A 26,025-nucleotide genomic window follows, 5' to 3' on the forward strand; every position below is an offset into this window, starting at 1 on the left:
GCTTACACTCCTGCTATTTGCAAAAGATCCCGCATGTCATCAAGCAGATAAGTTGGTTGATAGGTCAGCATTTTTTCCCGTCCTTTTAATGACCAGGCAACGGCCGCCGTTTTGACACCGGCATTTTGACCTGCTTCGATGTCATGCGAATTATCACCGACCATTAACGTTGCGTCCGCCTTTGCCCCGAATGCTGTCATGGCATTCATGACCGGCTCGGGGTGTGGCTTGGCATGCGTCACATCATCGAGTGTCACAACGGTGTCAAAAAAGTGATCAAGTCCAGTCACCTTTAAGCCCATACCCACCGTTCTGCGCATCTTTGTCGTCACAACACCAAGCTGAATATCACGTTTCCGCAGTTTTTCCAATGTTTCGGCCACATAGGGAAATGCCACGACATAGTCATCATGATGCTGCTGATTGTACCCCCGGTAAGTTTCTATCATCGCATCTACCTGCTCAGGGGCAAATTGTAGAAACGTATCCCGTAACGGCGGTCCGATAAATTGAATGGCTTCCTCACGGGACAGCTCTTTTCCGTAGGCGTTAAACGTATGTCTGAACGAATCAATAATTAGTTCGTTGGTATCTATCAATGTCCCATCAAGATCAAAGAGTATGGTATGAATGGTCATGTACTGTTTCCTTCCTTTTTCGATTTTCCACACGCCGCCAAACAAAGGCGACCGTCATCGTCAGCAAAATAGCCGTCAGCAAACGAATGACCAGAAGTGGCCATACCGGAATGCCCAGTGGGATAAATATGACGGTATCTTCCACTACGGCGTGGCAGGATACAAGAAAAATCAGCGCCAAATACATATCGCGTCTGGACACGCCATCTTCCTCCACTGCCTGAATCATTAAACCCGCACCATAGGCAAGCCCGATTGTCAGACCGGCAACAAGCGTCATGGATGTGTTTTTTTCCATTCCCAACATCCTTGTAAACGGGGCCAATTTATCGGAAATGGATGTGAGCCAGCCTTTTTCACGGAAAAATTGCATCACGATCATCAAGATAATAACGATTATAGCTAATTGAATAATCGCCACAAATGCTGTTTGCAGTCCATGTAGCACAATCTCAGTCCATCCGTTCAGCACAACATCTGACGATGAAATAAGTCCATATTGTGCCAGCTCTCCCCCACCTTGCCATAACAGGTTAATCACAGTAGCGGCAATGAGAGCCAATGAAAGACGAATGCCGGAAATGAGCCACCAACTGACACCAACTTTTGATGCAACCGTTGATTCAATAAACAAATTATGGGAAAACGACATCATGACGGCCAATATGAAGACTTCTTTCACCGTAAAATCAAATGAGACAATCGCTGCTATACCGGCATACAAATTCAGTGCATTACCCAATACAAGCGGCACCGCTGCTTCGCCGGATAACCCGAGCCATCCCATTAATGGGCTGATTTTGTCAATCAGCCAGGGCAGAACCGGTGTATATTGTAAAATCGTCACTATGAGCGTAATTGGAAAAATGACTTTTCCTAATGTCCACGTCACTTGAAGTCCTTGCTGTAAACCACGATGTAAAATGCCTGCCAATGACCCATCCCCCACCTTTCAGCGTTTCTTTTTCTTTTTCACCTTTTTACCATCATAATGTTTAGTGGCCATACCTGTTTTGCGGCGGTACCACATCAGCGCAACCAGCCCGATAATAATCACAACTGAAATGAGCTGCGCCATTCGCATGCCTGTTCCAGGGACGTATAAGCTGTCTGTCCGCATACCTTCAATAACGAAGCGGCCGGCCGAATAGGCAATCAGATAGCTCAGGAATACCTCGCCGCGCAACGGATTCCTGCGGCGTAATATTAATAAGACGATCAAAACAAGGATGTTCCAGACCGACTCATACAAAAAGGTCGGATGATACATGACACCATCAATGCACATTTGATTCATGATAAAATCAGGCAAATATGTATGAAAGCTGTTAAACGTCTCCGCAGCAATCGGCCCGCCATGTGCTTCCTGATTCATGAAATTGCCCCAACGCCCAATAGCCTGCCCTAAAATCAGACTGGGCGCCGCGATGTCCGCCACTTGCCAGAATGACACCTTTTTCACCCGGGCGAAGACAATTGCTGTCAATACCGCACCAATCAGCGCACCATGGATGGCGATGCCGCCTTCCCAAACTGCAAAGATACCCCACCACGGGCCGCCAGCATAGCGATCCCACTCAAATATAACATAGTAAATACGGGCAAATATAATCGAAGCCGGGATCGCAAACACGACCAGATCTACCATTAAGTCTTTTGGCATGCCAAGCCGATCGGATTCTTTTGTCGCCAAATAGAGTCCCAAAAAGGCACCAAACGCAATAATCAATCCGTACCAATGAATCGGTAACGGTCCCAATTCCATAAATACCGGGTCTAATGCCGGTGCACTGCAACTCAAACCAACCACTCCTACTCTGTATCATTTCCATGGTCAATCATTTCTGTTAAACGATCAGAAAATTCCTCGGCAGCATTAACGCCCATTCGCTTTAACCGGAAGTTCATCGCAGCGACTTCAATGATGACGGCAAGATTGCGGCCCGGTCTGACCGGAATCGTCGCTTTCGGCACTTTAACATCCATAATTTTCATTGTTTCCTCATCAAGCCCCAAACGATCATACTGTTTCGTTTCATCCCACAATTCCAGATTAATGATCAGGGATATTTTTTTATAACTTCTGACCGCCCCAGCACCAAATAAGGTCATCACATTAATGATACCCAGTCCGCGAATTTCCAGCAGGTGTTCGATCAATGGCGGCGAATTCCCGATTAACTGGTCATAATCTTCTTGCCGGATTTCGACACTGTCATCTGCTACGAGTCGATGTCCCCGTTTCACCAATTCAAGCGCTGTCTCACTTTTGCCAACACCGCTTTGGCCGGTCAGTAGTACACCAACCCCGTTTATATCCACTAAAACACCATGAATGGCTGTAAAGGGCGCAAATTTTGCCTCGAGATAGTTGGTTAGCCGGCTGATGACCCGTGTCGTTTTGCGTGGTGAGTGTAAAATCGGAACCCCGGCCTTATTAGCTGTTTCCAGCATAACCTCAGGAATATCCATTCCCCGTGAAATAACAATGACCGGTGTTATATCAGTGCAGAGTTGTTCCATACGATCTTTTTGTGCGTCCGGTGGCAGATCGAGAAAATAGGCCATCTCTGTTTTGCCGATTAATTGCAAACGTTCGCGTGGGTAATAATCAAAATAACCGGTCATTTCAATCCCCGGCCGATGAACATCACTGGTTGTGAGTTCCCGATGAATGCCATCTTCCCCCGCAACAAGGGTCAGGTTGAAATTTTCGAGCAAGTTTTGCGTACGGACTTTCGCCATGTCGTGAAACCTCCTCAAATACTGGTTTATATTGTAGCACATTTTATAGCGATCGAATATGATCAAGCGTCCGTATCAGAAAAAAATCGCAGGAAATGGCACCTGCGACGAGCATACGGCTATCTGATTGTATCGACAAGTTTATTCAGTAACAAGTTTAACAGCGATATCACAACAGCAGCCATAACGGCTGTTCCAAACCCTTCAATCACAAACGATTCGTCTATGATGGCCTGGGTTATCATCAAAGTGATGGCATTGATGACAAACAGGAACAAACCAAGTGTCACCACTGTTACCGGCAAAGTCAGAATTACCAATACCGGTTTCACAATCACATTTAAAATACCGAGAATAACACTTGCCAGCAGGGCGGTGCCGAATCCATCAAGCTGAAATGAACTGAACAGTTCAGCAACGACAATAAGGGCAACGGCATTCAGAACAACCGAAATCACTGCACGCATCAGCATCAACGCACCTCCCGCTCATTTGGAATGATGAAAATACCAATAATGTAAGCGTAAATCGAGGCGCCACCCGCAAAAGCCAGCCCAGCAAACAATAAACGGATGATGGTTGGATCAATATCAAAGTATTCCGCTAGACCGCCACACACCCCTGATATCATACGCTCAGAATTTGACCGATATAATCGTTTTCGCATATGACACGTCCTCCTTTCATAACCGTTTATTCACGAAAGTCCCAAATGTAAAACTGCTCTTTGCCTAATTGCTGTTTGGCTGCTTCCTTCAAATTGTCGGCTGTTGTTGAATTTCCATGGAATTGTCCGAGGATACCATTGGCTTGTGACTGATGGGCAAGAACGGCGTCCATCTTCTGCTCGAAAACCGGGCTCACATCATTTGAAACGTCCGGAACACCAAGTTCCCGCGTGTGGTCATTGCTGATCGCCTGTGCCCATACCGTCGGCCGGTTTTCAGCCGCCATCAGCCGGACCGCTTCAATGGCGGCTGCTCCCATGGCGTTATGATCGGGGTGGACGGCATATTCCGGATAATGAGTAATGACCAGGCTTGGCTGTATTTCCTCAAGGATACCTTTTAAATGTAGGGCTACTTGACGTCTGTCTTCAAATTCCAGTGTTTTATCACGATAGCCAAGCATGCGCAGTTCAACATCCAGTTTCTCACAGGCATTAACCAATTCCTCTTTCCGGATTGCCGGAAGTGTTTCCCGATTGGCAAAAATAGGAGAACCCATATTCCTTCCCATTTCGCCCAATGTGCCGCACAAATACGTTACAGGTACACCTTGCTCGCGAAATTGCGTAATCGTGCCCGCCGCACCGAATGATTCATCATCGGGATGTGGATAAATAACGACCACATGCGTTTCCATTTCGATCACCTGACCCTTTGCTGATATATTATGTGTATGATGGTGGAATGATATTATTGCCCCAACGGTGTCTCACTGATGTGCAAAGCGACCATCAGCCGGCCTTCCTGGTCATGTCCAGCGAGCAATAACTGGTTCTCCTGATGCATCGTCCAGTCTGTTAGCCCTTCAGCATAAACCCAGCCAAGCTGTGTTTTTAACCCGACACGGTAGCTTTGGCCGTCACCGATTATCTTAGCCTGGGTAAAATTAACCCTAGCATTACGAATATACGCACCGACATTGTAGGCTTTATCATTAAAATGGCTTGCATAAGCACCATTCGTGGTTTCCAAATGAACATAAACGTCTTTATGGATAAATGATTCCAGTTGCTGTTGTACGTGTTCAATTTCGATCGGCTTCATCTCATTTGTCCTCCCCAGCGTAAAAACTTCTTATTTAAGGTTATCGGAATGGCTGTACGGCGTCAAAAGTTTTGACCAGTTGATGTTCGTGTGCCCCGTAAGAAAAAACGCTGACACGTCTTTTCAGATGCCAGAGGTCAGAAGTCGGATTGGAAGAAATTAGCGACTTAACTGATTTCGGTATTGAATACAATCATCCAAAATTTTATACTATTTGACAAAAAGACGGCAAACCACTTATGGTCTGCCGCCTCATACTATTTTGACCCGACGCTTTCACGTCGCTTCATATCCCGCTCCATTCGATTGCGGTCCCGTTCCAAAACTGGCTTCAAAAAGCGCCCTGTATAGGATTGTTCATGGTTAGCGATTTCCTCCGGTGTGCCAGTAGCGATAATCTCACCACCACCATCACCGCCTTCAGGTCCGAGATCGATAATGTGATCCGCTGTTTTAATAACGTCCAGGTTGTGCTCAATGATAAGCACTGAATCACCGTTTTCGACCAGCCGATGCAGCACAGTCAAAAGCCGGTTGATATCATCTGTATGCAGCCCTGTCGTCGGTTCGTCCAAAATGTAAAACGATTTGCCGTTTGACCGGCGGTGGAGTTCACTTGCCAGCTTGACCCGCTGTGCCTCACCACCGGACAAGGTTGTTGCCGGCTGCCCCAATTTGATATAACCGAGTCCCACGTCATAAACAGTCTGCAGTTTCCGCTTAATTTTCGGGATATTTCCAAAAAAGTCCAGTGCTTCTTCAATCGTCATATCCAGAACGTCTGCGATATTTTTTCCTTTATACATCACTTCCAGGGTTTCGCGATTATAGCGTTTGCCGTGACATACTTCACAAGGCACATAGACATCCGGTAAAAAGTGCATTTCAATCTTAATAATGCCGTCGCCGTGACATGCCTCGCAACGGCCGCCCTTCACATTGAAGCTGAAACGTCCCTTTTTATAGCCGCGTATTTTGGCCTCATTCGTCTGGGCAAAAACGTCACGAATATGATCGAACATCCCCGTGTACGTTGCCGGATTGGATCGCGGTGTCCGGCCGATTGGTGACTGATCGATATCGATAACTTTCTCGATGTTTTTGATGCCGTTAATCCGTGTGTGCTTTCCGGGTTTGTGCTTGGCACGATGCAATTGCTTAGCCAAAGATTTATGCAAAATGTCGTTGACCAGTGTACTTTTGCCGGAGCCTGACACACCTGTCACGACCGTCATCAGTCCTATCGGGAAAGATGCGTCAACGTTTTTCAGGTTGTTTTCCTCAGCGCCGATTACTTTGACCTGCTTACGTTTATTTTGTTTGCGTCGTTTCAACGGAAGCGGGACATATTTCTCACCTGCTAGGTATTGCCCGGTCAATGATGCTGTGTTTTTCATGACATTTTTCGGTGTATCACTGGCAACAATCTGACCGCCATGTTCGCCTGCGCCTGGTCCAATATCAATCAGGTGATCGGCAGCAAGCATTGTGTCCTCATCGTGTTCCACAACAATTAACGTATTATCCAGATCACGCATTTGCTTCAACGTATTAATCAAACGGTAATTATCCCGCTGGTGCAAACCAATTGATGGCTCATCCAGCACATACAATACGCCGGTGAGTGCCGAGCCGATTTGTGTAGCCAAGCGGATCCGCTGTGCCTCACCGCCAGAAAGCGTTCCGGCCGCACGTGACAAGGTCAGATAATCAAGGCCGACATTATTCATAAAGTCAAGACGATCGGCTATTTCCTTCAGAATCATCTTGGCAATCGTTTCTTCTTTTTCCGTCAACTCAAGATTAGCAAAATGTTGCCTAGCTTCTGTTATCGCATAATCCGTCACGTCGCTGATATGCATTCCGTTAACCAATACTGCCAGAGCCTCTTCTTTGAGGCGATGGCCATGACAGGTTGGGCAATTTTTGTGGGCCATGTACTTGCCCAGCAGTTCCCGTGTAAAATCAGACGATGTCTCACGGTACCTGCGTGCAATGTTGTTCAACACACCTTCAAAGTAAATAGCGTTATCCCGGATATTGCCGAAGTCATTTTGATAGCGGAAATGGATTTTTTCCTTGCCGCTCCCATACAAAATCTTATCCATCTGTTTTTTCGGGATGTCTTTAGCCGGTATCGTCATATCAATTTCATAATGGTCACAGACACTTTTAAGCAGCTGCGGATAATATTGGGAGCTAATTGGTTCCCATGCCGCAATCGCATGCTCGTTTAAGCTCCTGTCCCAATCCGGTATGACCAGTTCCAAATCCACCTCAAGGTTTGTTCCGAGACCATCACAGGTTGGGCACGCCCCAAAGGGACTATTGAACGAAAAGAGCCGTGGCTCCAGTTCACCGATTGAAAAACCGCAAATCGGGCAGGCATGATTTTCACTGAACATTAATTCCTCATCACCGATGACGTCCACAATGACGTTGCCATCCCCAAGGCCTAATGCCGTTTCGAGCGAATCACTCATTCGGCCAGCCGCTCCATCTTTGATAATGACACGGTCGACCACGACTTCGATTGAGTGCTGTTTATTTTTATCGAGCTGAATATCATCGGTCACTTCCCGCATTTCCTGATCGACACGAATACGAACATAGCCTTCCTGTTTCAGCTGTTCGATTGTTTTGGCGTGTTCACCTTTACGCCCAGAAACGACCGGTGCCAGAATTTGCATTTTGGTTCGTTCAGGATACTCAAACAAACGATCCACCATTTGCTGAACCGTCTGGGAGCTGATTTCGATACCGTGTCTCGGGCAAGTCGGCCGGCCGATCCGGGCGTATAACAGACGTAAGTAATCATAAATTTCCGTAACCGTGCCAACGGTCGAGCGCGGGTTTTTGCTCGTCGTTTTCTGATCAATCGAAATAGCTGGTGATAATCCTTCAATAGCATCAACATCAGGTTTATCCATCTGACCTAAAAATTGCCGTGCATAGGCAGACAGCGACTCCACATAACGGCGCTGCCCTTCTGCATATACCGTATCAAAGGCCAGCGAGGATTTACCGGAGCCGGATAAACCTGTTAGGACGACAAAATTATTTTTGGGAATCGACACATCAATATCTTGTAAGTTGTGCGCACGGGCACCCTGGACTGTAATTGATTTGCTTGGCATGAACAGGTCATCCTTCCACATTGCATGTTCGTATTTTATTCCAGCTGCCGGTTCGAAACAGTCTATTAAGATTCCTCAAGCACTATCAGCCTTGAGTTCCAGCACAATATCCCGCAATTCGGCAGCCTTTTCGAAGTCAAGTGCTTTCGCCGCTTCTCTCATTTCTTTTTCCATATTATCAATCATTTTTTGTTTTTCGTCTTTGGAGAGTTCCGCAACGTTTGATTTCGTACGTTCATATTCTTCATTATTCTCAGCTGCCACCGTCGCCTGTATAACATCACGCACTTCTTTACGGATGGTTGTTGGTGTAATATTATGCTGTTCATTGTAGGCCATTTGCTTTTCCCGGCGCCGGTTTGTTTCATCAATGGCCACCTGCATGGAATTTGTTATCTTATCGCCATACATGACCACTTCACCATGTTCATTACGTGCTGCACGTCCCATTGTCTGAATGAGCGAGCGCTCTGAACGGAGAAACCCTTCCTTATCAGCATCGAGAATAGTGACGAGCGATACTTCCGGAATATCGAGCCCTTCTCGCAACAGGTTAATCCCAACGAGCACATCATATTTCCCGACACGCAGATCACGGATGATTTCGATCCGCTCTAGTGTTTTAATCTCCGAATGCAAATACGCCACTTTTATGCCGATTTCCTTCAAGTAATCGGTCAAATCCTCGGACATTTTCTTCGTCAACGTTGTGACCAGTACCCGTTCGTTACGCTTGGATCGCTTATTAATCTCCGCGATCAAATCATCCACCTGACCATCGATCGGCCGAACATGGACTTTCGGATCAAGTAATCCGGTCGGCCGGATGATCTGTTCGGTCACATCCGGTGCATGCTCCCCTTCGTACGGACCAGGGGTAGCCGAAACGTAAATCAGCTGATTGGTTGCTTTTTCAAATTCCGCAAACTTCAATGGGCGGTTATCAAGCGCAGAGGGCAGACGAAAACCATGATCGACCAGCACTTGTTTACGCGCCTTATCGCCGTTATACATACCTCTGATTTGCGGCAGTGTCACGTGCGACTCATCAATGACACACAGAAAATCATCCGGGAAGAAATCCAGTAATGTATACGGTGTTGAACCGGGTTCACGGAATGTTAGATGACGGGAATAGTTTTCAATCCCGGAACAAAAGCCCATCTCCTGCATCATTTCAATATCATAATTGGTGCGCTGCTCCAAACGCTGCGCTTCTAGCAGTTTGTCCTGTTCGCGCATTTCCGTCAGCTGTTCTTCCAATTCTTTTTTGATATTTTCAATCGCCTTTTTCAGCTTTTCGTCACGGGTGACAAAGTGGGATGCCGGAAAAATGGCCACATGTTCCCGGTCACCGATGATTTCCCCGGTTAACGCATCAACTTCCCGAATCCGATCAATTTCATCACCAAAAAACTCGATCCGGATACAATGTTCTTCACGTGAAGCCGGAATCACTTCAACAGAGTCACCACGTACACGAAACGTTCCACGCTGAAAATCAATATCGTTCCGCGCATACTGGATATCGACCAGATCCCGCAAAAGCTGGTCACGATCTTTTTCCATTCCCATTCTTAACGACAGGACCTGGCTTTCATACTCTTCCGGTGACCCCAGACCGTAAATACATGAGACACTGGAGACAATCAGGACATCACGACGCTCAATTAACGAAGATGTTGCTGAGTGCCGCAGCTTATCAATCTCATCGTTAATGCTGGCATCCTTTTCGATAAACGTATCGGTCGATGGGACATATGCTTCTGGCTGATAATAGTCATAATAGCTGACAAAATATTCAACCGCATTATTCGGGAAGAACTCCTTAAACTCACTGTACAATTGGCCGGCCAATGTTTTGTTATGAGCGATCACTAAAGTCGGGCGATTAATCTCTGTGATGGCATTGGATACCGTAAACGTTTTACCGGTACCTGTTGCACCAAGCAATGTCTGATGCCTTTGCCCGGCTTTCACTTTTTCTACGATTTCTCTAATGGCTTCAGGCTGGTCGCCGCGTGGCTCATAATCTGCCACCAGTTCAAATTTATTTTCCAAAACGAAAACCTCCGTTCATCTTCCGGTCCCGTAAGTGATAAATCTATTCTATCACATTTGAGCTGATATTTTAACTGAAAAACGAACAAATATTCGTTTTTATCTTACTAACGTCTTCACTAACCATTTTACCCGATATACCGGGCAAAAATCATCTCCTAGGGTCCACGGGAGGGGGCAGATGGATCATAAAAAAAACATTAGCAAATAATACCGCTAATGTTTTTTATTAATCATTTGCGCCATCAGCATGGATGGTGGCCGCTTATCGAGGAAGCTATGATACGCCTCCAGATTTTTTTCATAGATCTTTCGTTTTTTATGATTGGTTAAGAAATGCAGTAATTGCTTCTCCACATTTTGAGTTATGTCCACTGAATTGGCCAGACCGAGCCGTTTTAGCTGCTCGGCATTAATTTTTTCCTGGCCGGGCAAAGGATCATATATGAAAATCGGCTTCCGCTTCATAAGACATTCACTGATTGTAACCCCGCCAGGCTTGGTTAATACGGCGTCCACCTGATCATACAACCGATTCATTTTCGATTTACTGGAAATATACGAAAGCGGTGTGACAGTTTTCCGCTGGTTCGAACACAATTCTTGGTATAATGTTTTGTTCTTACCGCACAGGACGTAATAATGAATAGCGTTCGATTCGGCTGACAGCAATAATCGTCTCAAGGGACCGACACCCAAACTGCCGCCGGTTATCAGCACCTTTATGTCATCGTTGTTCGTTTTTTCGTTGTGGCTTTCAGACTGAAAGGCATCATCAATCGGGATACCTGTCACAAAAATTTGTTCAGACTTGACCCCAGCCGCCATTAAATATTCCTTAACCGCCACGGTAGGAACAAAATGGTAATCAATTCCCGCGATCCCCCAAATCCCATTAATAAAGAAGTCTGTATAAACATTGACCGTGACGGGCTGCAGCTTGTCTTTCTTTTTTAATAAACTAGCCATATTTGATGGCAGCGCATGTGTGCAAAATAAAATGCTGGAACGGTGCTGGGTGATCAACCGCTTAAAAGAATGGATAAACATTGCTTCATAAAAGTATTGCCGATTGTGTAAAGGTGCTTTTTGGTAAGCAGCACGCCTGTATAGCCAGTCATAAGCATCCGGGAAATACTTGATCCAATTCAAATAGACGGAAGAAACAACTTTTTCCATTCTCCCATAGCTGTACGACAAAATATCAACTTTATCGCATACAATATTTTGATGAAATGATTGGATGTCGTCGATCAATGCATCGGCCACATGATGATGTCCTGTTGGAATTTGCATGAATGGTAAAAATAATGCTTTGTCCTTTTCCATGGTTACCTCCATTACAAACCGGTCTGATTCTGGCTTCAATTACCAGTGCTTATACCCATGCTGCATGGTATAATTTTAAAGGAAAGGAGTTATGCGATGACCATCATAATGATTAGTGTCATAACCATCAGTATCGGTTACTTCCTGTACAAAGCCTATAAGAATACAAAAGATATCAGGATTAATAAAATCAATATTATGCCTGAAGTAAATAAAGAGAATCCATCGTTATCCATCCTTCACCTATCCGATTTACATTTGGAAAATATATCGCTGACACCATCCGAATTGGCGAGCAAGCTACGAAATGAATCTGTTGATATAATCGCTTTAACCGGTGACTTTCTTGACCGGAAGCGTACAATCCCCAAACTGACACCATATTTGCGTGTTTTACGTGATTTAAAACCTGCGTACGGCATCTATGCGGTGCTTGGTAATCACGATTATGTTCTGAAGCCCAATGATTTGAAAGAACTTACGACGGTTTTACAGGCATATGATGTTCATGTGATGCAAAATGAAAGTGACACTATTTCTGTGAATGGGCATGTGATCAATATCATCGGCATCGATGATGACAGTACCAACCGGAGCAACGTGCCTTTAGCCTATCAGCATGTTAAACAGGGGACGAATATTGTCCTGACCCACGACCCTAATATCGTTCTTAATATGGCGGGATATTCGTTTGATTATTTAATGGCCGGGCACTTTCATGGTGGTCAGATCTGTTATCCGAAGGCCTACCATCTTGTTAAAATGGGACAGCTAGCGAAGCGGGATATCATTAAAGGTTTGCAGATGCATGACGAAACACCATTTTATATCAGCGAAGGGCTTGGCCAGACCGGTCTCAATATACGTATTGGCTCAAGACCTGAAATCACGTTTCACCAGGTTCCGATCATTCATTCCAAAAGTGCTTAAGTTAAATCTTTGAATGATTAAGCAGCTGGTTCGTCGACATGAATAAATAGACAGGCGGATTCCCGTTTGAACTGTTCGCAATAAAATTGATGAGCAGGCATGTCAATTGTTTAAACAGCCGGTAATACCGATTTTGGATGGAAAATGTTTCGAACCCTAGACGTCGTGTGCCTTTATTTAACATGGTAATTCCGATGATCGCTTTTATTTCATGGCGTTTAGGGTGTTTTGCAATATAACGAGAGAGACAACGCAAATCGTCCCGGACCATATGATATAACAGTAAAGCACGTTGAACCTCACTTCGGACATCCTTCAGCTCACGGATCATGCGTACGTTATGCAAGTGAATCTTCAGAAGCAAATCATGTTTATGAATCATCGTGCCATCCTTCAGGACAACTGACGAACCTTTGTATTTGGTTAACCTGACACGGAATATCGTTTTATTGCGTTCATGATCAGCCACATGATGAAGCCTTGTAAAATTGTAGTAAATAGGGTCAAGGGTGCCCCATATCGTCAGCAAATAACGTTTCATACCTGTACCCTCTTCTTTAACTGGTTTAACGTTCATTAGTTTGCTTTATTTTAAAAATAATATTGAAGGTATTTTAAACCAAAAGACGAAAAACCCGGTAGTTTAAACCGGGTTTTTCTTAATGATTAAATGGTATAAAATTTTGGACGACGTTTTCGATACCGAAATCGGATTTCTTCCAATCCGACTTCTGACTTCTGGCATCCGAAAAGACGTGTCAGCGTTTTTTCTTAATGACTTACTTACTCAGTTACGATCAATTTGCCGACAGCGCCTTTTTGGACGTGATTGAATTGGTGGGTGACAAATTTATAGGTGCCAGCTTCTTTCACCGTGAATTCTACAACCGCCCCGCCACTCGCCGGCAAGCCGACTGTTTGCATGCCTTCTTGATGGTTGGCCGGGTTGCCATCGATGTAGACATCATCAAACAGTGTTCCAATAACATGGAAGCTGCTCAGTTCATTCGGTCCGACATTATTGATATAGAACCGGACCTTATCACCGACGTTAGCTTCAAGCGGTTCGTCCAATAAAGCGCCAACTGTACCATTCGTATTCGGCTGCCCGTCATGCAGCGCTTTTGTTGAGAAGACAACCTGGGATGGCTCTTCGTTTGTCATATTATCAAGGTCATTGTATTGGTACCATTCATTCTGGATGAGCACATATTCCTGATCCACTTCATCATCAGTTGGATAACCATCATCCGGCTGAACGATGATCACACCGTGCATGCCATTGGCAATATGGGAAAGAACCGGGTCCGTGCCACAGTGATACATGAATACACCCGGGTTGGAAGCCTGATAAACAAAGGTGCCGTCTTCATTTGGTTCGACATCCGCATAACCTTTATCAGGGGCTGTATGGACGGCGTGAAAGTCCATGCTGTGCGGTATGGCCGGGTCCATATTATCAAGCGTGAAATGAATCGTGTCGCCTTCGTTGACGACAACCAGCGGACCGGGTGCTTCACCGTTAAATGTCCAGGCTTTATACGTATCCCCATCGTCAATATCAATGTCGGTTATTTGTGCAGTCATTTTAATGTAAACATCACTGCCGTCCCGCTCCATCTTCAAAGGCGTTACCTCCTGATCCAGCCCTTTATGGGGCTTGATCACTTCAGGTGCTTCTTCGGCGCCAGCCGTCTCAACGGCATTTTCCAAATCAGGTGATACGTCTGTTTGAGATTCGGTATTTTCCTCAGAGCAAGCAGATAACAACAGAACCAAAGCCACAAAACCAACAGCTGTATAAATCCCTAACTGTTTAAACAATTTTCTCACCCCATCAGTTTTTTTAGATAAGCCTTAACCACTCACCCTTTTGGTCGCTGTTTCTATCTGTTATCTGCCTGGCTGAATGGTTTACTTATCTTTAACGATAGTTTAGTGCCTTTGACCTGCTATCCCTGTGATGCGTATCACTTAAATCATGTTCAACTATGAACAATTTATGTCGGCAATAAACCATATAAATACTGCTGTGGATGGATTTTAAGCAACCTTTCCACTATTAATATTGTGAAAATATATCAATGTGTTTTTCCATATTTTTACTGTTAGTCTTTCCCCTCCAGTACAAAAAAACACCTTCAATTCGTGTTAAACACACGTATTAAAGGTGTTTTTACCTTTATTATGGATCTGCTTCTGAATGGTCGATGAAGACATTCTGCAACATATAAAGCGCGAGACTGATGGTGATGATTAAAAATCCCCAGCCCAGTATCTCCTGGTCAGCCGCCAAATAACTGTTGCAAACGCGGACAGGCGCATCAATATAAAGCCATGCCAACAGTCCGAACATCGAAATATAATTAACGACAATAAAACTTTTCACCAGTGAACCCAGTTTACGCCAGCTGTTGCGAAGTGGTATACCGACTAAAAAAGGAAGACTGAGAAACTTAAACAATTCAACATGCCCGTTTACAAGGGATTCGTCCAACATCCGTGGAATCATCCAATATATTGTCAGCAAAATGGCAAGCAAAATGCCGGCAATGCCATTTCCGTTCCACTTGGCCCAAAACTGGTAACATTTTTCCTGAACAGCCTCGGCCATCAGACATCCGGACGTTATGAGCAACGGAATCTGGACAAGCATATGTGTAATCATAACCGATTCCATAGCATTTCGGACAGGAGGGAGCGCCAGCAGCACAAACAAAATAAGACCGAACAGTGATTTTGACATCCGATTACCCTCCTTCATCAATCGTCACCAGGGCTAGGCAAGCCGTTTGTCATGCATATCTGATTCCGGCATCGTTTTCGGACGTTTTCTGATATAGCGGAAAAAATGAATAACAAAAATCGTGACGGACAGGAGACCGAGAATACCGGCAACTCCTCCAAATACAGCGGGTCCCATCCATTCCGGAATATGGGTTGCCCATCGCCTTGGCGTACTTAATGCGCCGGATACCAGAAACGATCCACTCAATCCGAGAATCGCAAGCGTGTAGCCAACAAAGCCAATCCGGTCTATGATCGTCGTTTTGATGGCACTGTCATGTTTGGCCAAATAATACATGAAACCAAAAATCATCGCACATGCTCCCAGTGCCATATACATATGAAAATGCCCCGGAACCCACTTGGTGTTGTGCATGACCTGATTGACGACGATTGTCGCATCAACAATTGCCGGAACAACACCAACTACCCATCCGAACATCGACAGGAAAATAAGACCGGAGCCCATATCCCACTTAATCCCAGATTTGTAAACAATCATCAGCGCCCCATATGCTGTTACCACTAACACCGGCAAACCGTTTGCATAGGAAAGAGCCTGTCCCATAATCAGCATCCATATCGGCATGACTGAATCCATCAATAAATGGTGGGTGTAAATCAGTAGTGTAAAGACCGTTGACATCGTCCACGCTATCAAAAATACCTTGTTAACTTTCCATGTACGATGGGAATACTGTTGCAAAATTTCATAAACGGCAATCACGGCCATGTAAATGATCGCGTTCGCAAAAATGTGCCCAAACGCGTAAGTCAGATTTTTAGCCAGCAGTGGATCAACTGTAAACGTCGGGTTTAACACATTAATGATATTCATGATTAACACAATGGCGCCTGCCGTCAATGCCGTAATATTGACGATGGTGACCATTGTACTCGCAATGACTGTACTGGAAGGGGAATCATACTCGGATTTTTTCCCGGATATGACATCCCAGCCCAATCCTTTGGCAAGGCTGCCATATGTTTTGACGATTGCATGCCCGCTGTCCAGATAGAAAAGCAAAAAACCAACACCCAATATCAGCATTCCGACTAAATACAAGAGAGCTCCGATTGTGCCCCATGCGTTGGCCGAAAGCTGTGGCAGCGGATATAAAAATGTCCAGGAACTCGCATATTCAAATGAAAATACTCCAACAATCACCATGACAATCCCCGTCAGAAACAATACCAGATTAACCTTCAACACGGTTTTCGACAGGGTCACATATTGACTCAAAAAATATGCCATGATGCCAGCAGCTGCAAATGCTGCTGCACCAACCATTCCGGTTCCATGTATCGTCAGGAACTGGTAAAAGGTTGCCGGTGTCAAATCCAATACACCACCCTGTGCCAAAAGCATTAGAATACCAAAGATCATCATGACCAGAATAATCAAACCGCCGACGATTAAATAAGATACAACTAAATGATTGCGGGATTTTACTGACATTTATCACACCTCCGTTATGTTATTCTGTCACGATTATTTCCGCTGTCATGACATGATGAGCCAGACCACAATATTCCAGACAAAGGATTTCATACGTGCCAGGCTCGTCGAACGTGATATATACGTCATTTGTGTAGTCAGGCATTGCCTGTGTCTGGGTGACCATATTCATCTCATCATCATAAAGGCCAAACCCATGATTCACATCCTGGCTCGTGACACGAAATTCAATCGGTTCACCGACTTTAAATTCGGTTTGGCTTATTTCCCAGCCGAATTGCATCGCTTCCACCTCAACTACTGTCGGCCCGGCACCGGCACTGTATACCGGCTGATTATATGGAAGATCCCTTAACGTGTAAATGGTCACGGCCAACATGACGATAATCAGCACTGCACCATAAAGTGACCGTGCTTTGTACCACTTCTTTTTAATCGGTTCATAATCTCGTCGTTCTGTGGATTTTAATACCACAACACCGAAAACGGCTGTCATAATAAGCATGACAATTAAGCTGACGACCCATGCAACGGTTTGTATCACATTCATAACCCCCTTAATGTTTGGCTCGTTATATAACCAGCCAAAATAAATGATCGGCTATAGCATACGAAATATAGAACTACATCTGAGTGATGCGTATCACGCATTGTAGATTATTTTGTGAAAAAACAGTTTTTTTAGTTTTTATAGTTAAAACGATGAAAATAATAAAAAAGCAGCAAGGTACGTCTAAATACCTTACTGCTTATTCGAGTCATCTGATCATGTATTAAGCCAATTTATCTATATTAAGAATCGTTAAGTGGTGAGAGATTCAATGTCACGATATGGTTTGCTTATCGTGATAACCCCCAATTCGTGATGATCTGCTTCGTAAAGCGCACTTTGCACGAATCGGACTTCGCTGTTGTCTCCGATGATCCCAAGTTTAAAAAATGCGCCGCCCTCCTGCAATGCATTGTAAAAAGCATCCATGTCGTTAATTTTCCTGCCGTTTACGGTGCTAATCACTTCGCCTGCTGAAATACCCAAACGGTCTGCAGGTGAACCAGGGATAACAGCCAGAACCCGGATCCCACGTTCATGACGATGAAAAAATGGCGTCATTTTCCTATCCGCCATGCGGTGTCTGTAACTGACAAATTCCCGGCCAATAATCGCGATCACAACCGCTGCCAATGAGAGCCAACCGATGTAAAGACTGCCAATTGCGAGAAACAGAACAAATAGGCTTAAAATGTGAATGGATTTAGCCAAACGGGCCGCGGCCTTTTCAGGTAATTCGCTTCTGACTATATGATCAAACCCAACCACAAAAGGAATCAGCATCAGGCTGTATGTTTCACCATTCACCGAAAAATATGGCCAAAAAGGAGCCATTGATGTGATGGAACCAGTTGGTATCAATATAAAAAACGGAATGAGTGTCATTTTTTTTAGGTGGTGTACACCAATCATTAAACCTCGATGACCTGACTCCAAATCCGGGAACGTATCATCCCGGCTGGGCCGTTTTAATAAAAACGCTTCTGCCGATAACAGGATAGCCAATAATAAACTGAACCCTGTAAAATTGGCAGATTCAAATAAACCCGGATCGAGTGCAGATTGGTAAGCCAATACAAAAGGTGCCATAAATATCAACAAAAATGTGATCCCGATCGTATAGCTCGGCGACAGCAATGTAAAACGAAGGGACAAACTAAGCAAGATGGTTACACTAGCCAACAGGATAATCGCCTCAACTGAGAAAACAATCCCCGCGCCGATAGTCACAATAGACAGCAACAGTCCAAAGATCACGGAAATTAGCCACGTATGCCGCCATTCTGCAAACATATCAAACACTTTTAAACCAAAACGCTTTCGCTCTTTTTTAATCCGTTTATAACCAGCAACGATTACTAACAAAATGGCCCAGTACACGAGCGGATTCAAAAAGAATCGCCCTATTCCGTTTGCTAGTTCTACAAACCAGACTTCCGCCATGATGCTCACCTTCTGTCATTTTCTATAGTTCGTTTCAGTGACTATATTCGCGATTTGTCGAATTATTTCCTGCCTGTTGAAGAAAAAACGCTGACGCGTCTTTTCAGTTGCCAGAGGTTAGAAGTCGGATTGGAGGAAATCGGCGAGGGAGCCGATTTCGGCATTGAAAACGTCATCTAAAGTGATCTGACGTTGTAAAGGAAACCCGCGAGAAACCCCCGCGGATCGGTCCTATGATACATGTAACGGGCAGTTCCAATCTACCATTCCAAGGTTAATACAGAAAAGATATTGGCGTGAACTGCCCGTTAATGTCCAATTCGTTCATCCAACAATCAGTGGCGAATACCATATCACTGATTGAGGATTCAGGTTATTCATATAAAGCATCGAGCGCCTTTTCCATTTGCCGGTCATCTTCGCCATTACGAATCCGGTCAACAACGGCCGTTTCAATGGCGCCTGCCGTCTGTTCATCAACCTCTCCGGTCACATCAAGGTCGTGATCTGTCTGAAAGTTGTCAATGGCCGCTTCTGTCTTATGACTGAAATAACCATCTGTCCGGCCAGGATCATAGCCAAGGCCTGACAGCATTACCTGCAGGTTTGCCACATTTTCACCCGTCTCATTGTACGTGACCGGCTCCTCCACCTGCACGGGATTCGTAAAGTAATATTCCGGCTGTTCCACTTCAACAGTTGGTTTTACGCCTTCTTCATGAATCCATGTCCCTTCAGGGGAAAGCCATTTGAAAAAGGTTAACTTAACTCTGCTGCCGTCATCACCAATCGGTACAGCCTGCTGAACAGTTCCCTTGCCAAAACTGTCCGTTCCGACAACATGATAGCCGACTTCTTTCATGGCGACCGCTAAAATTTCCGAAGCCGACGCACTGCCTTCGTTTATTAGCACACTGATCGGATACGGCTTTTTCTCGTCCAACTCGGAAAAGGACTTTTCCGTTTCACCGTTCTGATTTTCAATCTGTACATAAGGTATATCGTTTGGAATAAAATTTTCCAACACGCCCTCAACAGCGGATAAGACACCTCCCGGATTGCCCCGAACATCGATGACAAGTCCTTCAATATTTTCATCTTCCAGTGACGCCAGCTGCTGTGTAAAATGTTCTGCTGTATTTTCCGCAAAAGACGTTATTTCGATAACACCTGTTTTCTTGCCATCGATTGTCTTTGTTTCGGAGTAAACCGTTTCAACCGGGATGTCATCACGCACAATGGTTACCTCAAACGGATCGGAAACCCCGGAACGCTGAATTTCGACAACGACTTCTGAACCTTTTTCGCCACGGATTTTTTCGACGGCTTCATTTAAATTTAAACCCGCAACACTTTCGCCGTCCACACTCAAAATCTGGTCATTCGGTCTGAGGCCTGCATCCTCGGCAGGTGAATCCTTAATCGGTGATACGATCGTAACCTTTCCATTCACCATGCTCACTTCAGCGCCGATTCCCTCAAATGATGATTCGATTGTTTCATTAAATTGGGTCATCGATTCAACATCCATGTAAGAACTGTATGGATCTTCCAATGAGGCAACCATACCCTGGATGGCCCCTTGAATCAATTGCTGATCCTCGACATCTTCCAGGTAGTGTTCCTTGATTAAATTATAGGTTTGCGCCACTTTTTGCATATCGGCAGGCGGTGTATACTGGTTCTGCTCTAATGTATCAACCGAATCAGCCGGTTCCCCCTGGTCGGGATCGGGCTGTGCCAGTTTGACACCTAAAAATGCACCCGCAAACCCCAATACCAGCGCAGCCGCAAAAATAAGGAATATGTGTTGCTTTCGCAGTTTCATGTTTTCACCTCACCTTATCTATATTCACCCGATCGTTTGTCCATTACGGTAATCGAAAGAAACGCCGCGTTACCATCGGAACATGCTCTTGTATCTATAAAAAGGCATCACACCGTAATGTGCGATGCCTTCAATATTATAGTTTATGCAAACAAAATGCAATGTCATGCGTCCCATTTCTCAGTTGAGATAACTCAGCGGATTGACGGAATTACTTTTTGAGGCGTTCCAGCCGCCCTTATGAATTTCAAAATGCAGATGCGGACCGGTTGAATGTCCCGAATTTCCACTTGCACCAATTGTCTGACCACCGCTGACTGTTTGACCTGCTGATACAGATATACTGCTCAAATGCGCATATAGCGTTGTATAAGAGACGCCATCGATGGAATGGGAGATTAAGACAGCATTCCCATAACCATTCATCGACCCATCATTTTCAGTATGGGTTGAAATAACCACCCCTGAAGCGGCAGCATTGATCGATGTTCCAACACCGACACCGTAATCAATTCCGGCATGAAGTTTCCCCCAGCGCTGACCATACTCGGATGACACGGATGCTGCTACCGGATGACTGAAGGTGCCGTCTCCACCCGACTCACCTGAATCCTTATCCTCGGAAAGCTGCTCTAACTCCCCTTCTTCCTCAGTTTCGTTTTTCTCTTGTTTTTTCTCCTTGGCCATTTCGATTGCTTTTTGATTAGCCGCTTCCTGCTTTCGTAATATTTCCTGTTCATCTTCTAAACTAACTTTATATTCTTCCAGTTCACTTTGTTCTGCTTCCAACTCACTAAGCAAATCTTCTTTTTCGTCCATTTGACCGTCCAGCTGTGATTTTAGCGATTCAAGTTCCTGCTTCTGGCTTTTCAGAGATGCTTTCTGTTCTTTCACGTCAGCTTTCTTGTCTTCCACAGTCTGTTTCTTTTCCTTGACTTCTGCCTTCTTATCTTCAACTTCCTGTTTTTCACGTTTATGTGTCTCCATGATGTTTTGATCCTGGTTCATAATCGTGTTGACAGCTGATGACCTGCTGATGAAATCACCAAAACTTTTTGATCCCAAAAGTACTTCTATGTAATTCATACTGCCACCATTTGATTGGATGGCACGAAGCCGATCTTTTAATAGTTGTTCGCGTTCTTCAATGCGTTGTTTCAATTCCTGTATGTCGTCTTCCAACTGTTCAATCTGAGCACCCAGCTCATCAATCTGATTGTTTAGCTCGTCAAGTCGGGCATTGGTGTCAGCAATTTCATTTTCTTTGGTCGCAATATTTTCCCGTGTATCGGCTAATTCCTGATCTATCTCGTCAATCTCACTGTTGACATTCTCCTGTTCACCTTTGTTTTCATCGATTTTTTCTTCTGTTTCCTGTTTGTCATTTTTTAGCTCGGATTTTTCTTGTTCAATTTCTTCTTGTTCATTTTTTTTATTTTGGATTTTTTGTTCCAGATCTTCAGTCGTCTGTGCTGATACCTGCTGCATATTGAAAAACCCGGTACTGACAACCATTAATGTTATCAGTACATACGAAATAAATTTCCTCATCCCGTTTTCCCCTCTCTGTTGGATCTCGTACATCGTTTGTTTCTATTAAACTTTCAGGAATTTGCGTACACTCATAACGCTTCCCCATATTCCGATGAATGTGCCAATTAATAGAATGGTGAGTGATAGCTGCCAGGCAAATGGATGGAATGGCAGTAATTCGACAAACGGGTACCTGATTTTTTCACTGATATTGTTTGCCAGATAGGAATAACCCGTCATAACAGCGACAACAGGGATAATCGCCCCCAGTATGCCATGAAATGCTCCTTCAATAAAAAATGGCCAACGAATAAAGCCGTTCGTGGCACCGACCAGCTTCATAATCCCGATTTCCCTGCTCCGGGCCATGATGGTCAGTTTTATCGTGTTAGAAATAAGGAATATAGCCGTAAAAACCAAAGCAGCTATCAGTACCAGGCCGATATTCCGAGCATACTCGTTAAACTGGAAGAGCCGGTGGATAACCTCTTGGCCGTAGTTCACTTTTTGAATATGATCCAGTTTGTTAATCTGTTTTGCCAGGGCTTCCGTATTTGACGGTTCCTTGGCTTTGACAATATAAGCATGGCTCAGCGGATTGTCCTGCTCAAACATCTCCCACGTGCTTCCGTCTTCACCCATATCATCAATTAATTGCTCAAGCTGTTCACTCTTTGAGTTGAATTTAACACTTTGTGCTGTATCCATTTCTTCGATGGTTGACCCAAGTTCCTGTATTTGCTCTTCATCAGCGGTAACGTCGATTAATGCCTCAATCTGAACGTCTTCCTCCAGGCCATTCGCCATATGATTAAGGTTCAGCATCAAGGCGAGAAAAGCCCCGACTAGAAGCAATGTTGTGGTGACAGCACCTACTGATGCGACGGTCATCCAACCATTCCGGAAAAGGTTTTTGACCCCTTCCCTCATATGACGTTTCGTTGTTCTAAGCTTCATAGCCGTAATCACCTCGGTGTTCGTCACGAACGATTAACCCGTCTTCTATTGCGATAACGCGTTTTTTAGCCGTGTTGACAATTTCTTTGCTGTGGGTGGCCATGATGATGGTTGTACCCCTGTCATTAATCGCTTTAAAGATCCGCATGATCTCCCATGATGTGTCCGGATCCAGATTACCAGTAGGCTCGTCTGCTATGGCAATTTTAGGATTGTTCACAATGGCACGTGCGATGGATACCCGCTGCTGTTCGCCTCCCGATAATTCGTCCGGAATGAACCTTGCCTTATTTTTCAAACCGACCAGGTCAAGAACATCCATGACTCGCTTGCGGATGTTGCGCGGCGACTCTTCAATCACTTCGAGTGCAAACGCAATATTTTCATAGACTGTCAGTTTCGGAAGCAGTTTGAAATCCTGAAAAACAACGCCGACATCCCGGCGCAAATATGGCACTTTACTTTCCTTTAATGTTTTCAAATCAGTATCGTTGATGATGACTGTGCCTTCGGTTGGTTTCACTTCACGATAAATTAATCTGATAAACGTTGATTTGCCAGCACCGCTTGGACCGACCACATAGACGAATTCACCTTGATCAATGTCGACATTGATGCCGTTCAACGCTGTCACACCATTTGCATAAGTTTTATAGACATTTTTCATATTAATCATGGACATATCACCTTTAGCAAGAATGTTGTATTGTCTGGCTGTGGATTCTTCAAAACAGTATCGAAAGGGGACGTCTCACTCACTGGTGTTTCACACTGAAGTCAGAAATCAGCTGTTTTCACCAGTTCGTATTATTTCCTCCCCGGAAATCAGACGTTATAAAAAGCAACTTTCTTCTTAAAACGAGTTAGTTTATGTAATTTTTATCTATTATAACATTTTTCAACACAAATTTTAGGCATATTAATATTACATTTTCATTTCAATTTACGGGGTTCGGTTCTAACTTTGTAATATTTTAAGACATTATGGAAAAAGCTTCTTTCGTATTGCGGTAGAATAACCACTAGTTGAGGATGACTCTGAAGGAAAAACGCTGACGCGTCGTTTCAGATGCCAGAGGCCAAAAGTCGGATAGGAAGAAATCGGCGAGGTAGCCGATTTCGGTATTGAAAACGTTATCCAAAATGTTATATTTTCTCATCTTATAAACAAGGCATGAAAAAAAGCCTGGCCTATATCTGTCATAGACCAAGCTTTAAGTCAGTAAGTAGTCACGTTATTTTTTGTCAGCTAACCATTCAGCTACCGCTTGGGCGTCTGCCTCGTCCAAGTTTTGCGGCTGCATTTGGCCTTTACCATTTTGAATGATATCGACAATTTCATCTGCTGAGTAATCCGATCCAACAGATGTTAAACCCGGACCAACATTGCCGGAAAGATCTTGACCATGGCAGGAGGCACAGTTGCTTTCAAAAATCTCTTCAGCAGCTGCCGTGTCGACTGTACCACCGTCATCGCCGCCGGTGCTTTCATCGTCGCCACCGTCATTACCACCACCGCCACAAGCGCCGAGCACAAGCGCTGTGCCGAACAACATTGTTAATAACCATTTTTTCATGTTTAATCCCCCCTAACGCGTTTAGTGAAAAGGTTATCACACATATTATAACCCTATATTCAAAAATTAAAACCATTACAGCTGTCACTTTCATGGTATACCGTCCCTAAATCACAGGCAGATAAGGGCGTTTGGCAATATGTGTCAATTTCATGAATCTTTTTGTTAACTGATCCGTGAACGCAAAAATGCATCGATAAATGGATTTAGTTCCCCGTCTATGACACCTTGTGCATTGCCCGCTTCAACATTTGTACGGTGATCTTTCACCATGGTGTAAGGGTGGAAAACATACGAGCGAATTTGGCTTCCCCAGCCAATTTCCCGTTGTTCACCGCGCAGTTCGTCCATTTCCTGCTGCTGCCGCTCCAATTCCTGCTGATACAGCTTGGACCGGAGCATTTTCATGGCACGCTCCCGGTTCTGAATTTGCGAGCGTTCTGACTGGCATGTCACGATGATTTTTGTCGGCAAGTGAGTAATCCTGACAGCTGAATCGGTTGTGTTGACGTGCTGACCGCCTGCACCGCTTGCTCGATACGTATCGATATGGAGATCTTCATTTCTGATTTCAATCGCTACATCATCATCCATTTCAGGTATGACTTCACATGACACAAACGATGTATGGCGTCTTCCTGATGAATCAAACGGCGATATGCGCACAAGGCGATGGACGCCTTTTTCAGCTTTCAAATAGCCATACGCATTATGCCCTTTAATCCATAATGTGACACTTTTGACACCTGCTTCATCGCCTGGAAGATAGTCCAGCGTCTCGACGGTAAAGCCTTTTTTGTCAGCCCAGCGCTGGTACATTCGCAGCAACATACTTGCCCAGTCCTGCGATTCCGTGCCACCGGCTCCGGGATGCAGTTCCAAAATCGCATTGTTCTGATCGTATGGCTCACTTAGCAGCATTTGTAGTTCAAACTGGTTCATCTCTTTTCTTAATGCTGCCACCTCATGTTCCAGATCAGCAAACAGTTCCTGATCATTTTCCTCTTTGACGAGTTCATAGGAAACCTCAATGTTATCGCGTTTTTCCTCCAGCGATGCAAACCCTTCGACATAACGCTTCAGGCCGTTGTTTTCATCAATCAGCTTTTGCGCCCTGTCCTGATCATCCCAAAAAGCAGGGTCCGACATTTCCATTTCCAGTTCTTTGATACGTTCCCGTTTGACATCTAAGTCAAAGAGACCCCCTGAAGTCATTAATCCGCTTATTCATTTGCTGCAGTTCATTTCCAATGTCAACTAATTCCATTGTGTTCACCTC

The 26,025-nt window shown here is 44.6% G+C and carries 24 protein-coding genes; 1 reads left to right on the forward strand and 23 read right to left on the reverse strand.

The window, feature by feature from the left end; genetic code table 11:
* Positions 1 to 2 precede the first annotated feature (2 nt).
* The 11 genes from ppaX to ACFQ4A_RS08250 all read right to left on the reverse strand — a co-directional run bounded on the left by ppaX (position 3) and on the right by ACFQ4A_RS08250 (position 11,682).
* Positions 3 to 638, reverse strand: coding sequence for a pyrophosphatase PpaX (gene ppaX, locus ACFQ4A_RS08200; RefSeq protein WP_382399424.1), 636 nt, complete (start codon positions 636 to 638; stop codon positions 3 to 5).
* Positions 613 to 1,572, reverse strand: a complete 960-nt coding sequence (locus ACFQ4A_RS08205; protein ID WP_382399426.1) for a nucleoside recognition domain-containing protein — start codon at positions 1,570 to 1,572, stop codon at positions 613 to 615. Before ACFQ4A_RS08205 ends, ppaX begins: the two co-directional genes overlap by 26 nt.
* An 18-nt stretch (positions 1,573 to 1,590) precedes the next feature.
* Positions 1,591 to 2,439 carry a prolipoprotein diacylglyceryl transferase gene (gene lgt, locus ACFQ4A_RS08210; protein WP_382399428.1) on the reverse strand — a complete coding sequence of 283 codons (849 nt, stop codon included), beginning with the start codon at positions 2,437 to 2,439 and terminating at the stop codon, positions 1,591 to 1,593.
* 11 nt (positions 2,440 to 2,450) lie between these two features.
* Entirely contained in the window at positions 2,451 to 3,383 is a 933-nt protein-coding gene (hprK, locus tag ACFQ4A_RS08215; RefSeq protein WP_382399430.1) for an HPr(Ser) kinase/phosphatase, read from the reverse strand.
* 119 nt (positions 3,384 to 3,502) lie between these two features.
* Positions 3,503 to 3,856 (reverse strand): phage holin family protein, encoded by a 354-nt coding sequence (locus ACFQ4A_RS08220; RefSeq protein ID WP_382399432.1) that lies wholly within the window; start codon positions 3,854 to 3,856, stop codon positions 3,503 to 3,505.
* Positions 3,856 to 4,050, reverse strand: a complete 195-nt coding sequence (locus ACFQ4A_RS08225) for a PspC domain-containing protein (protein ID WP_382399434.1) — start codon at positions 4,048 to 4,050, stop codon at positions 3,856 to 3,858. The genes ACFQ4A_RS08220 and ACFQ4A_RS08225 overlap by 1 nt, the downstream gene beginning before the upstream one ends.
* 26 nt (positions 4,051 to 4,076) lie before the next feature.
* Positions 4,077 to 4,748 (reverse strand): bacillithiol biosynthesis deacetylase BshB2, encoded by a 672-nt coding sequence (gene bshB2 / locus ACFQ4A_RS08230; RefSeq protein ID WP_382399436.1) that lies wholly within the window; start codon positions 4,746 to 4,748, stop codon positions 4,077 to 4,079.
* Between the two features lie 53 nt (positions 4,749 to 4,801).
* On the reverse strand, positions 4,802 to 5,155 hold the full coding sequence (locus ACFQ4A_RS08235) for a YojF family protein (protein ID WP_382399438.1): 354 nt from the start codon (positions 5,153 to 5,155) through the stop codon (positions 4,802 to 4,804).
* A 257-nt stretch (positions 5,156 to 5,412) separates the two neighbouring features.
* A complete protein-coding gene (gene uvrA, locus ACFQ4A_RS08240; protein WP_382399440.1) occupies positions 5,413 to 8,292 on the reverse strand; it encodes an excinuclease ABC subunit UvrA in 2,880 nt (959 codons plus the stop codon).
* 75 nt (positions 8,293 to 8,367) lie between these two features.
* Positions 8,368 to 10,353 (reverse strand): excinuclease ABC subunit UvrB, encoded by a 1,986-nt coding sequence (gene uvrB, locus ACFQ4A_RS08245; protein WP_382399442.1) that lies wholly within the window; start codon positions 10,351 to 10,353, stop codon positions 8,368 to 8,370.
* A gap of 216 nt (positions 10,354 to 10,569) precedes the next feature.
* Entirely contained in the window at positions 10,570 to 11,682 is a 1,113-nt protein-coding gene (locus ACFQ4A_RS08250; RefSeq protein WP_382399444.1) for an MGDG synthase family glycosyltransferase, read from the reverse strand.
* A 96-nt stretch (positions 11,683 to 11,778) separates the two neighbouring features.
* Here ACFQ4A_RS08250 and ACFQ4A_RS08255 point away from each other — a divergent pair, with 96 nt between their 5' ends.
* Entirely contained in the window at positions 11,779 to 12,612 is an 834-nt protein-coding gene (locus tag ACFQ4A_RS08255; RefSeq protein WP_382399446.1) for a metallophosphoesterase, read from the forward strand.
* Position 12,613: 1 nt separating this feature from the next.
* On the opposite strand, the gene ACFQ4A_RS08260 is transcribed toward ACFQ4A_RS08255, so the two are convergent.
* The 12 genes from ACFQ4A_RS08260 to prfB form a co-directional block, all read right to left on the reverse strand.
* Positions 12,614 to 13,153, reverse strand: a complete 540-nt coding sequence (locus tag ACFQ4A_RS08260) for a YkoP family protein (protein WP_382399448.1) — start codon at positions 13,151 to 13,153, stop codon at positions 12,614 to 12,616.
* Positions 13,154 to 13,395: 242 nt separating this feature from the next.
* Entirely contained in the window at positions 13,396 to 14,436 is a 1,041-nt protein-coding gene (locus ACFQ4A_RS08265; RefSeq protein WP_382399450.1) for a multicopper oxidase domain-containing protein, read from the reverse strand.
* 361 nt (positions 14,437 to 14,797) lie between these two features.
* Complete coding sequence (locus ACFQ4A_RS08270; RefSeq protein ID WP_382399452.1) at positions 14,798 to 15,358, reverse strand: hypothetical protein; 561 nt, start codon at positions 15,356 to 15,358, stop codon at positions 14,798 to 14,800.
* A 33-nt stretch (positions 15,359 to 15,391) separates the two neighbouring features.
* The gene (locus tag ACFQ4A_RS08275; protein WP_382399454.1) at positions 15,392 to 16,858 is read right to left on the reverse strand and encodes a cbb3-type cytochrome c oxidase subunit I; all 1,467 of its coding nucleotides are present in this window, start codon (positions 16,856 to 16,858) and stop codon (positions 15,392 to 15,394) included.
* Between the two features lie 19 nt (positions 16,859 to 16,877).
* Positions 16,878 to 17,402: a cytochrome C oxidase subunit II gene (locus ACFQ4A_RS08280; RefSeq protein ID WP_382399456.1), complete on the reverse strand. Its 525-nt coding sequence runs from the start codon at positions 17,400 to 17,402 to the stop codon at positions 16,878 to 16,880.
* Positions 17,403 to 17,660: 258 nt separating this feature from the next.
* Positions 17,661 to 18,851, reverse strand: coding sequence for a PDZ domain-containing protein (locus tag ACFQ4A_RS08285; protein WP_382399458.1), 1,191 nt, complete (start codon positions 18,849 to 18,851; stop codon positions 17,661 to 17,663).
* A 373-nt stretch (positions 18,852 to 19,224) separates the two neighbouring features.
* Positions 19,225 to 20,679, reverse strand: coding sequence for a S41 family peptidase (locus tag ACFQ4A_RS08290; RefSeq protein WP_382399460.1), 1,455 nt, complete (start codon positions 20,677 to 20,679; stop codon positions 19,225 to 19,227).
* Positions 20,680 to 20,859: 180 nt separating this feature from the next.
* On the reverse strand, positions 20,860 to 22,230 hold the full coding sequence (locus ACFQ4A_RS08295; RefSeq protein WP_382399462.1) for a murein hydrolase activator EnvC family protein: 1,371 nt from the start codon (positions 22,228 to 22,230) through the stop codon (positions 20,860 to 20,862).
* 45 nt (positions 22,231 to 22,275) lie between these two features.
* A complete protein-coding gene (gene ftsX / locus ACFQ4A_RS08300; RefSeq protein ID WP_382399464.1) occupies positions 22,276 to 23,169 on the reverse strand; it encodes a permease-like cell division protein FtsX in 894 nt (297 codons plus the stop codon).
* Entirely contained in the window at positions 23,159 to 23,845 is a 687-nt protein-coding gene (ftsE, locus tag ACFQ4A_RS08305; RefSeq protein ID WP_382399466.1) for a cell division ATP-binding protein FtsE, read from the reverse strand. The genes ftsX and ftsE overlap by 11 nt, the downstream gene beginning before the upstream one ends.
* A gap of 559 nt (positions 23,846 to 24,404) precedes the next feature.
* Positions 24,405 to 24,746, reverse strand: a complete 342-nt coding sequence (gene cccB, locus ACFQ4A_RS08310; RefSeq protein ID WP_382399468.1) for a cytochrome c551 — start codon at positions 24,744 to 24,746, stop codon at positions 24,405 to 24,407.
* Positions 24,747 to 24,911: 165 nt separating this feature from the next.
* Positions 24,912 to 26,013 (reverse strand): peptide chain release factor 2 gene (gene prfB / locus ACFQ4A_RS08315; protein ID WP_382399470.1). Its coding sequence is split into 2 segments (ribosomal slippage): positions 24,912 to 25,940 and positions 25,942 to 26,013, totalling 1,101 coding nucleotides; the frame shifts between segments, so codons are not numbered across the junction.
* Positions 26,014 to 26,025 lie beyond the last annotated feature (12 nt).

Origin of the sequence: Lentibacillus salinarum, assembly GCF_042679865.1 — a bacterium.
In the GTDB taxonomy this organism is placed as follows: Bacteria; Bacillota; Bacilli; order Bacillales; family Amphibacillaceae; genus Lentibacillus; species Lentibacillus salinarum.

Bases quoted from the DNA above. Each gene is read 5' to 3' on its own strand.
- hprK (WP_382399430.1), bottom strand. From the start codon at position 3,383: ATGGCGAAAGTCCGTACGCAAAACTTGCTCGAAAATTTCAACCTGACC.
- ACFQ4A_RS08285 (WP_382399458.1), bottom strand. From the start codon at position 18,851: ATGGCGGAAGTCTGGTTTGTAGAACTAGCAAACGGAATAGGGCGATTC.
- ACFQ4A_RS08295 (WP_382399462.1), bottom strand. From the start codon at position 22,230: ATGAGGAAATTTATTTCGTATGTACTGATAACATTAATGGTTGTCAGT.
- ACFQ4A_RS08220 (WP_382399432.1), bottom strand. From the start codon at position 3,856: ATGCTGATGCGTGCAGTGATTTCGGTTGTTCTGAATGCCGTTGCCCTT.
- bshB2 (WP_382399436.1), bottom strand. From the start codon at position 4,748: ATGGAAACGCATGTGGTCGTTATTTATCCACATCCCGATGATGAATCA.
- ftsE (WP_382399466.1), bottom strand. From the start codon at position 23,845: ATGATTAATATGAAAAATGTCTATAAAACTTATGCAAATGGTGTGACA.
- ACFQ4A_RS08255 (WP_382399446.1), top strand. From the start codon at position 11,779: ATGACCATCATAATGATTAGTGTCATAACCATCAGTATCGGTTACTTC.
- ACFQ4A_RS08250 (WP_382399444.1), bottom strand. From the start codon at position 11,682: ATGGAAAAGGACAAAGCATTATTTTTACCATTCATGCAAATTCCAACA.
- ACFQ4A_RS08235 (WP_382399438.1), bottom strand. From the start codon at position 5,155: ATGAAGCCGATCGAAATTGAACACGTACAACAGCAACTGGAATCATTT.
- ppaX (WP_382399424.1), bottom strand. From the start codon at position 638: ATGACCATTCATACCATACTCTTTGATCTTGATGGGACATTGATAGAT.
- ftsX (WP_382399464.1), bottom strand. From the start codon at position 23,169: ATGAAGCTTAGAACAACGAAACGTCATATGAGGGAAGGGGTCAAAAAC.
- uvrA (WP_382399440.1), bottom strand. From the start codon at position 8,292: ATGCCAAGCAAATCAATTACAGTCCAGGGTGCCCGTGCGCACAACTTA.
- cccB (WP_382399468.1), bottom strand. From the start codon at position 24,746: ATGAAAAAATGGTTATTAACAATGTTGTTCGGCACAGCGCTTGTGCTC.
- ACFQ4A_RS08260 (WP_382399448.1), bottom strand. From the start codon at position 13,153: ATGAAACGTTATTTGCTGACGATATGGGGCACCCTTGACCCTATTTAC.
- ACFQ4A_RS08275 (WP_382399454.1), bottom strand. From the start codon at position 16,858: ATGTCAGTAAAATCCCGCAATCATTTAGTTGTATCTTATTTAATCGTC.
- ACFQ4A_RS08290 (WP_382399460.1), bottom strand. From the start codon at position 20,679: ATGAAACTGCGAAAGCAACACATATTCCTTATTTTTGCGGCTGCGCTG.
- ACFQ4A_RS08225 (WP_382399434.1), bottom strand. From the start codon at position 4,050: ATGCGAAAACGATTATATCGGTCAAATTCTGAGCGTATGATATCAGGG.
- ACFQ4A_RS08270 (WP_382399452.1), bottom strand. From the start codon at position 15,358: ATGTCAAAATCACTGTTCGGTCTTATTTTGTTTGTGCTGCTGGCGCTC.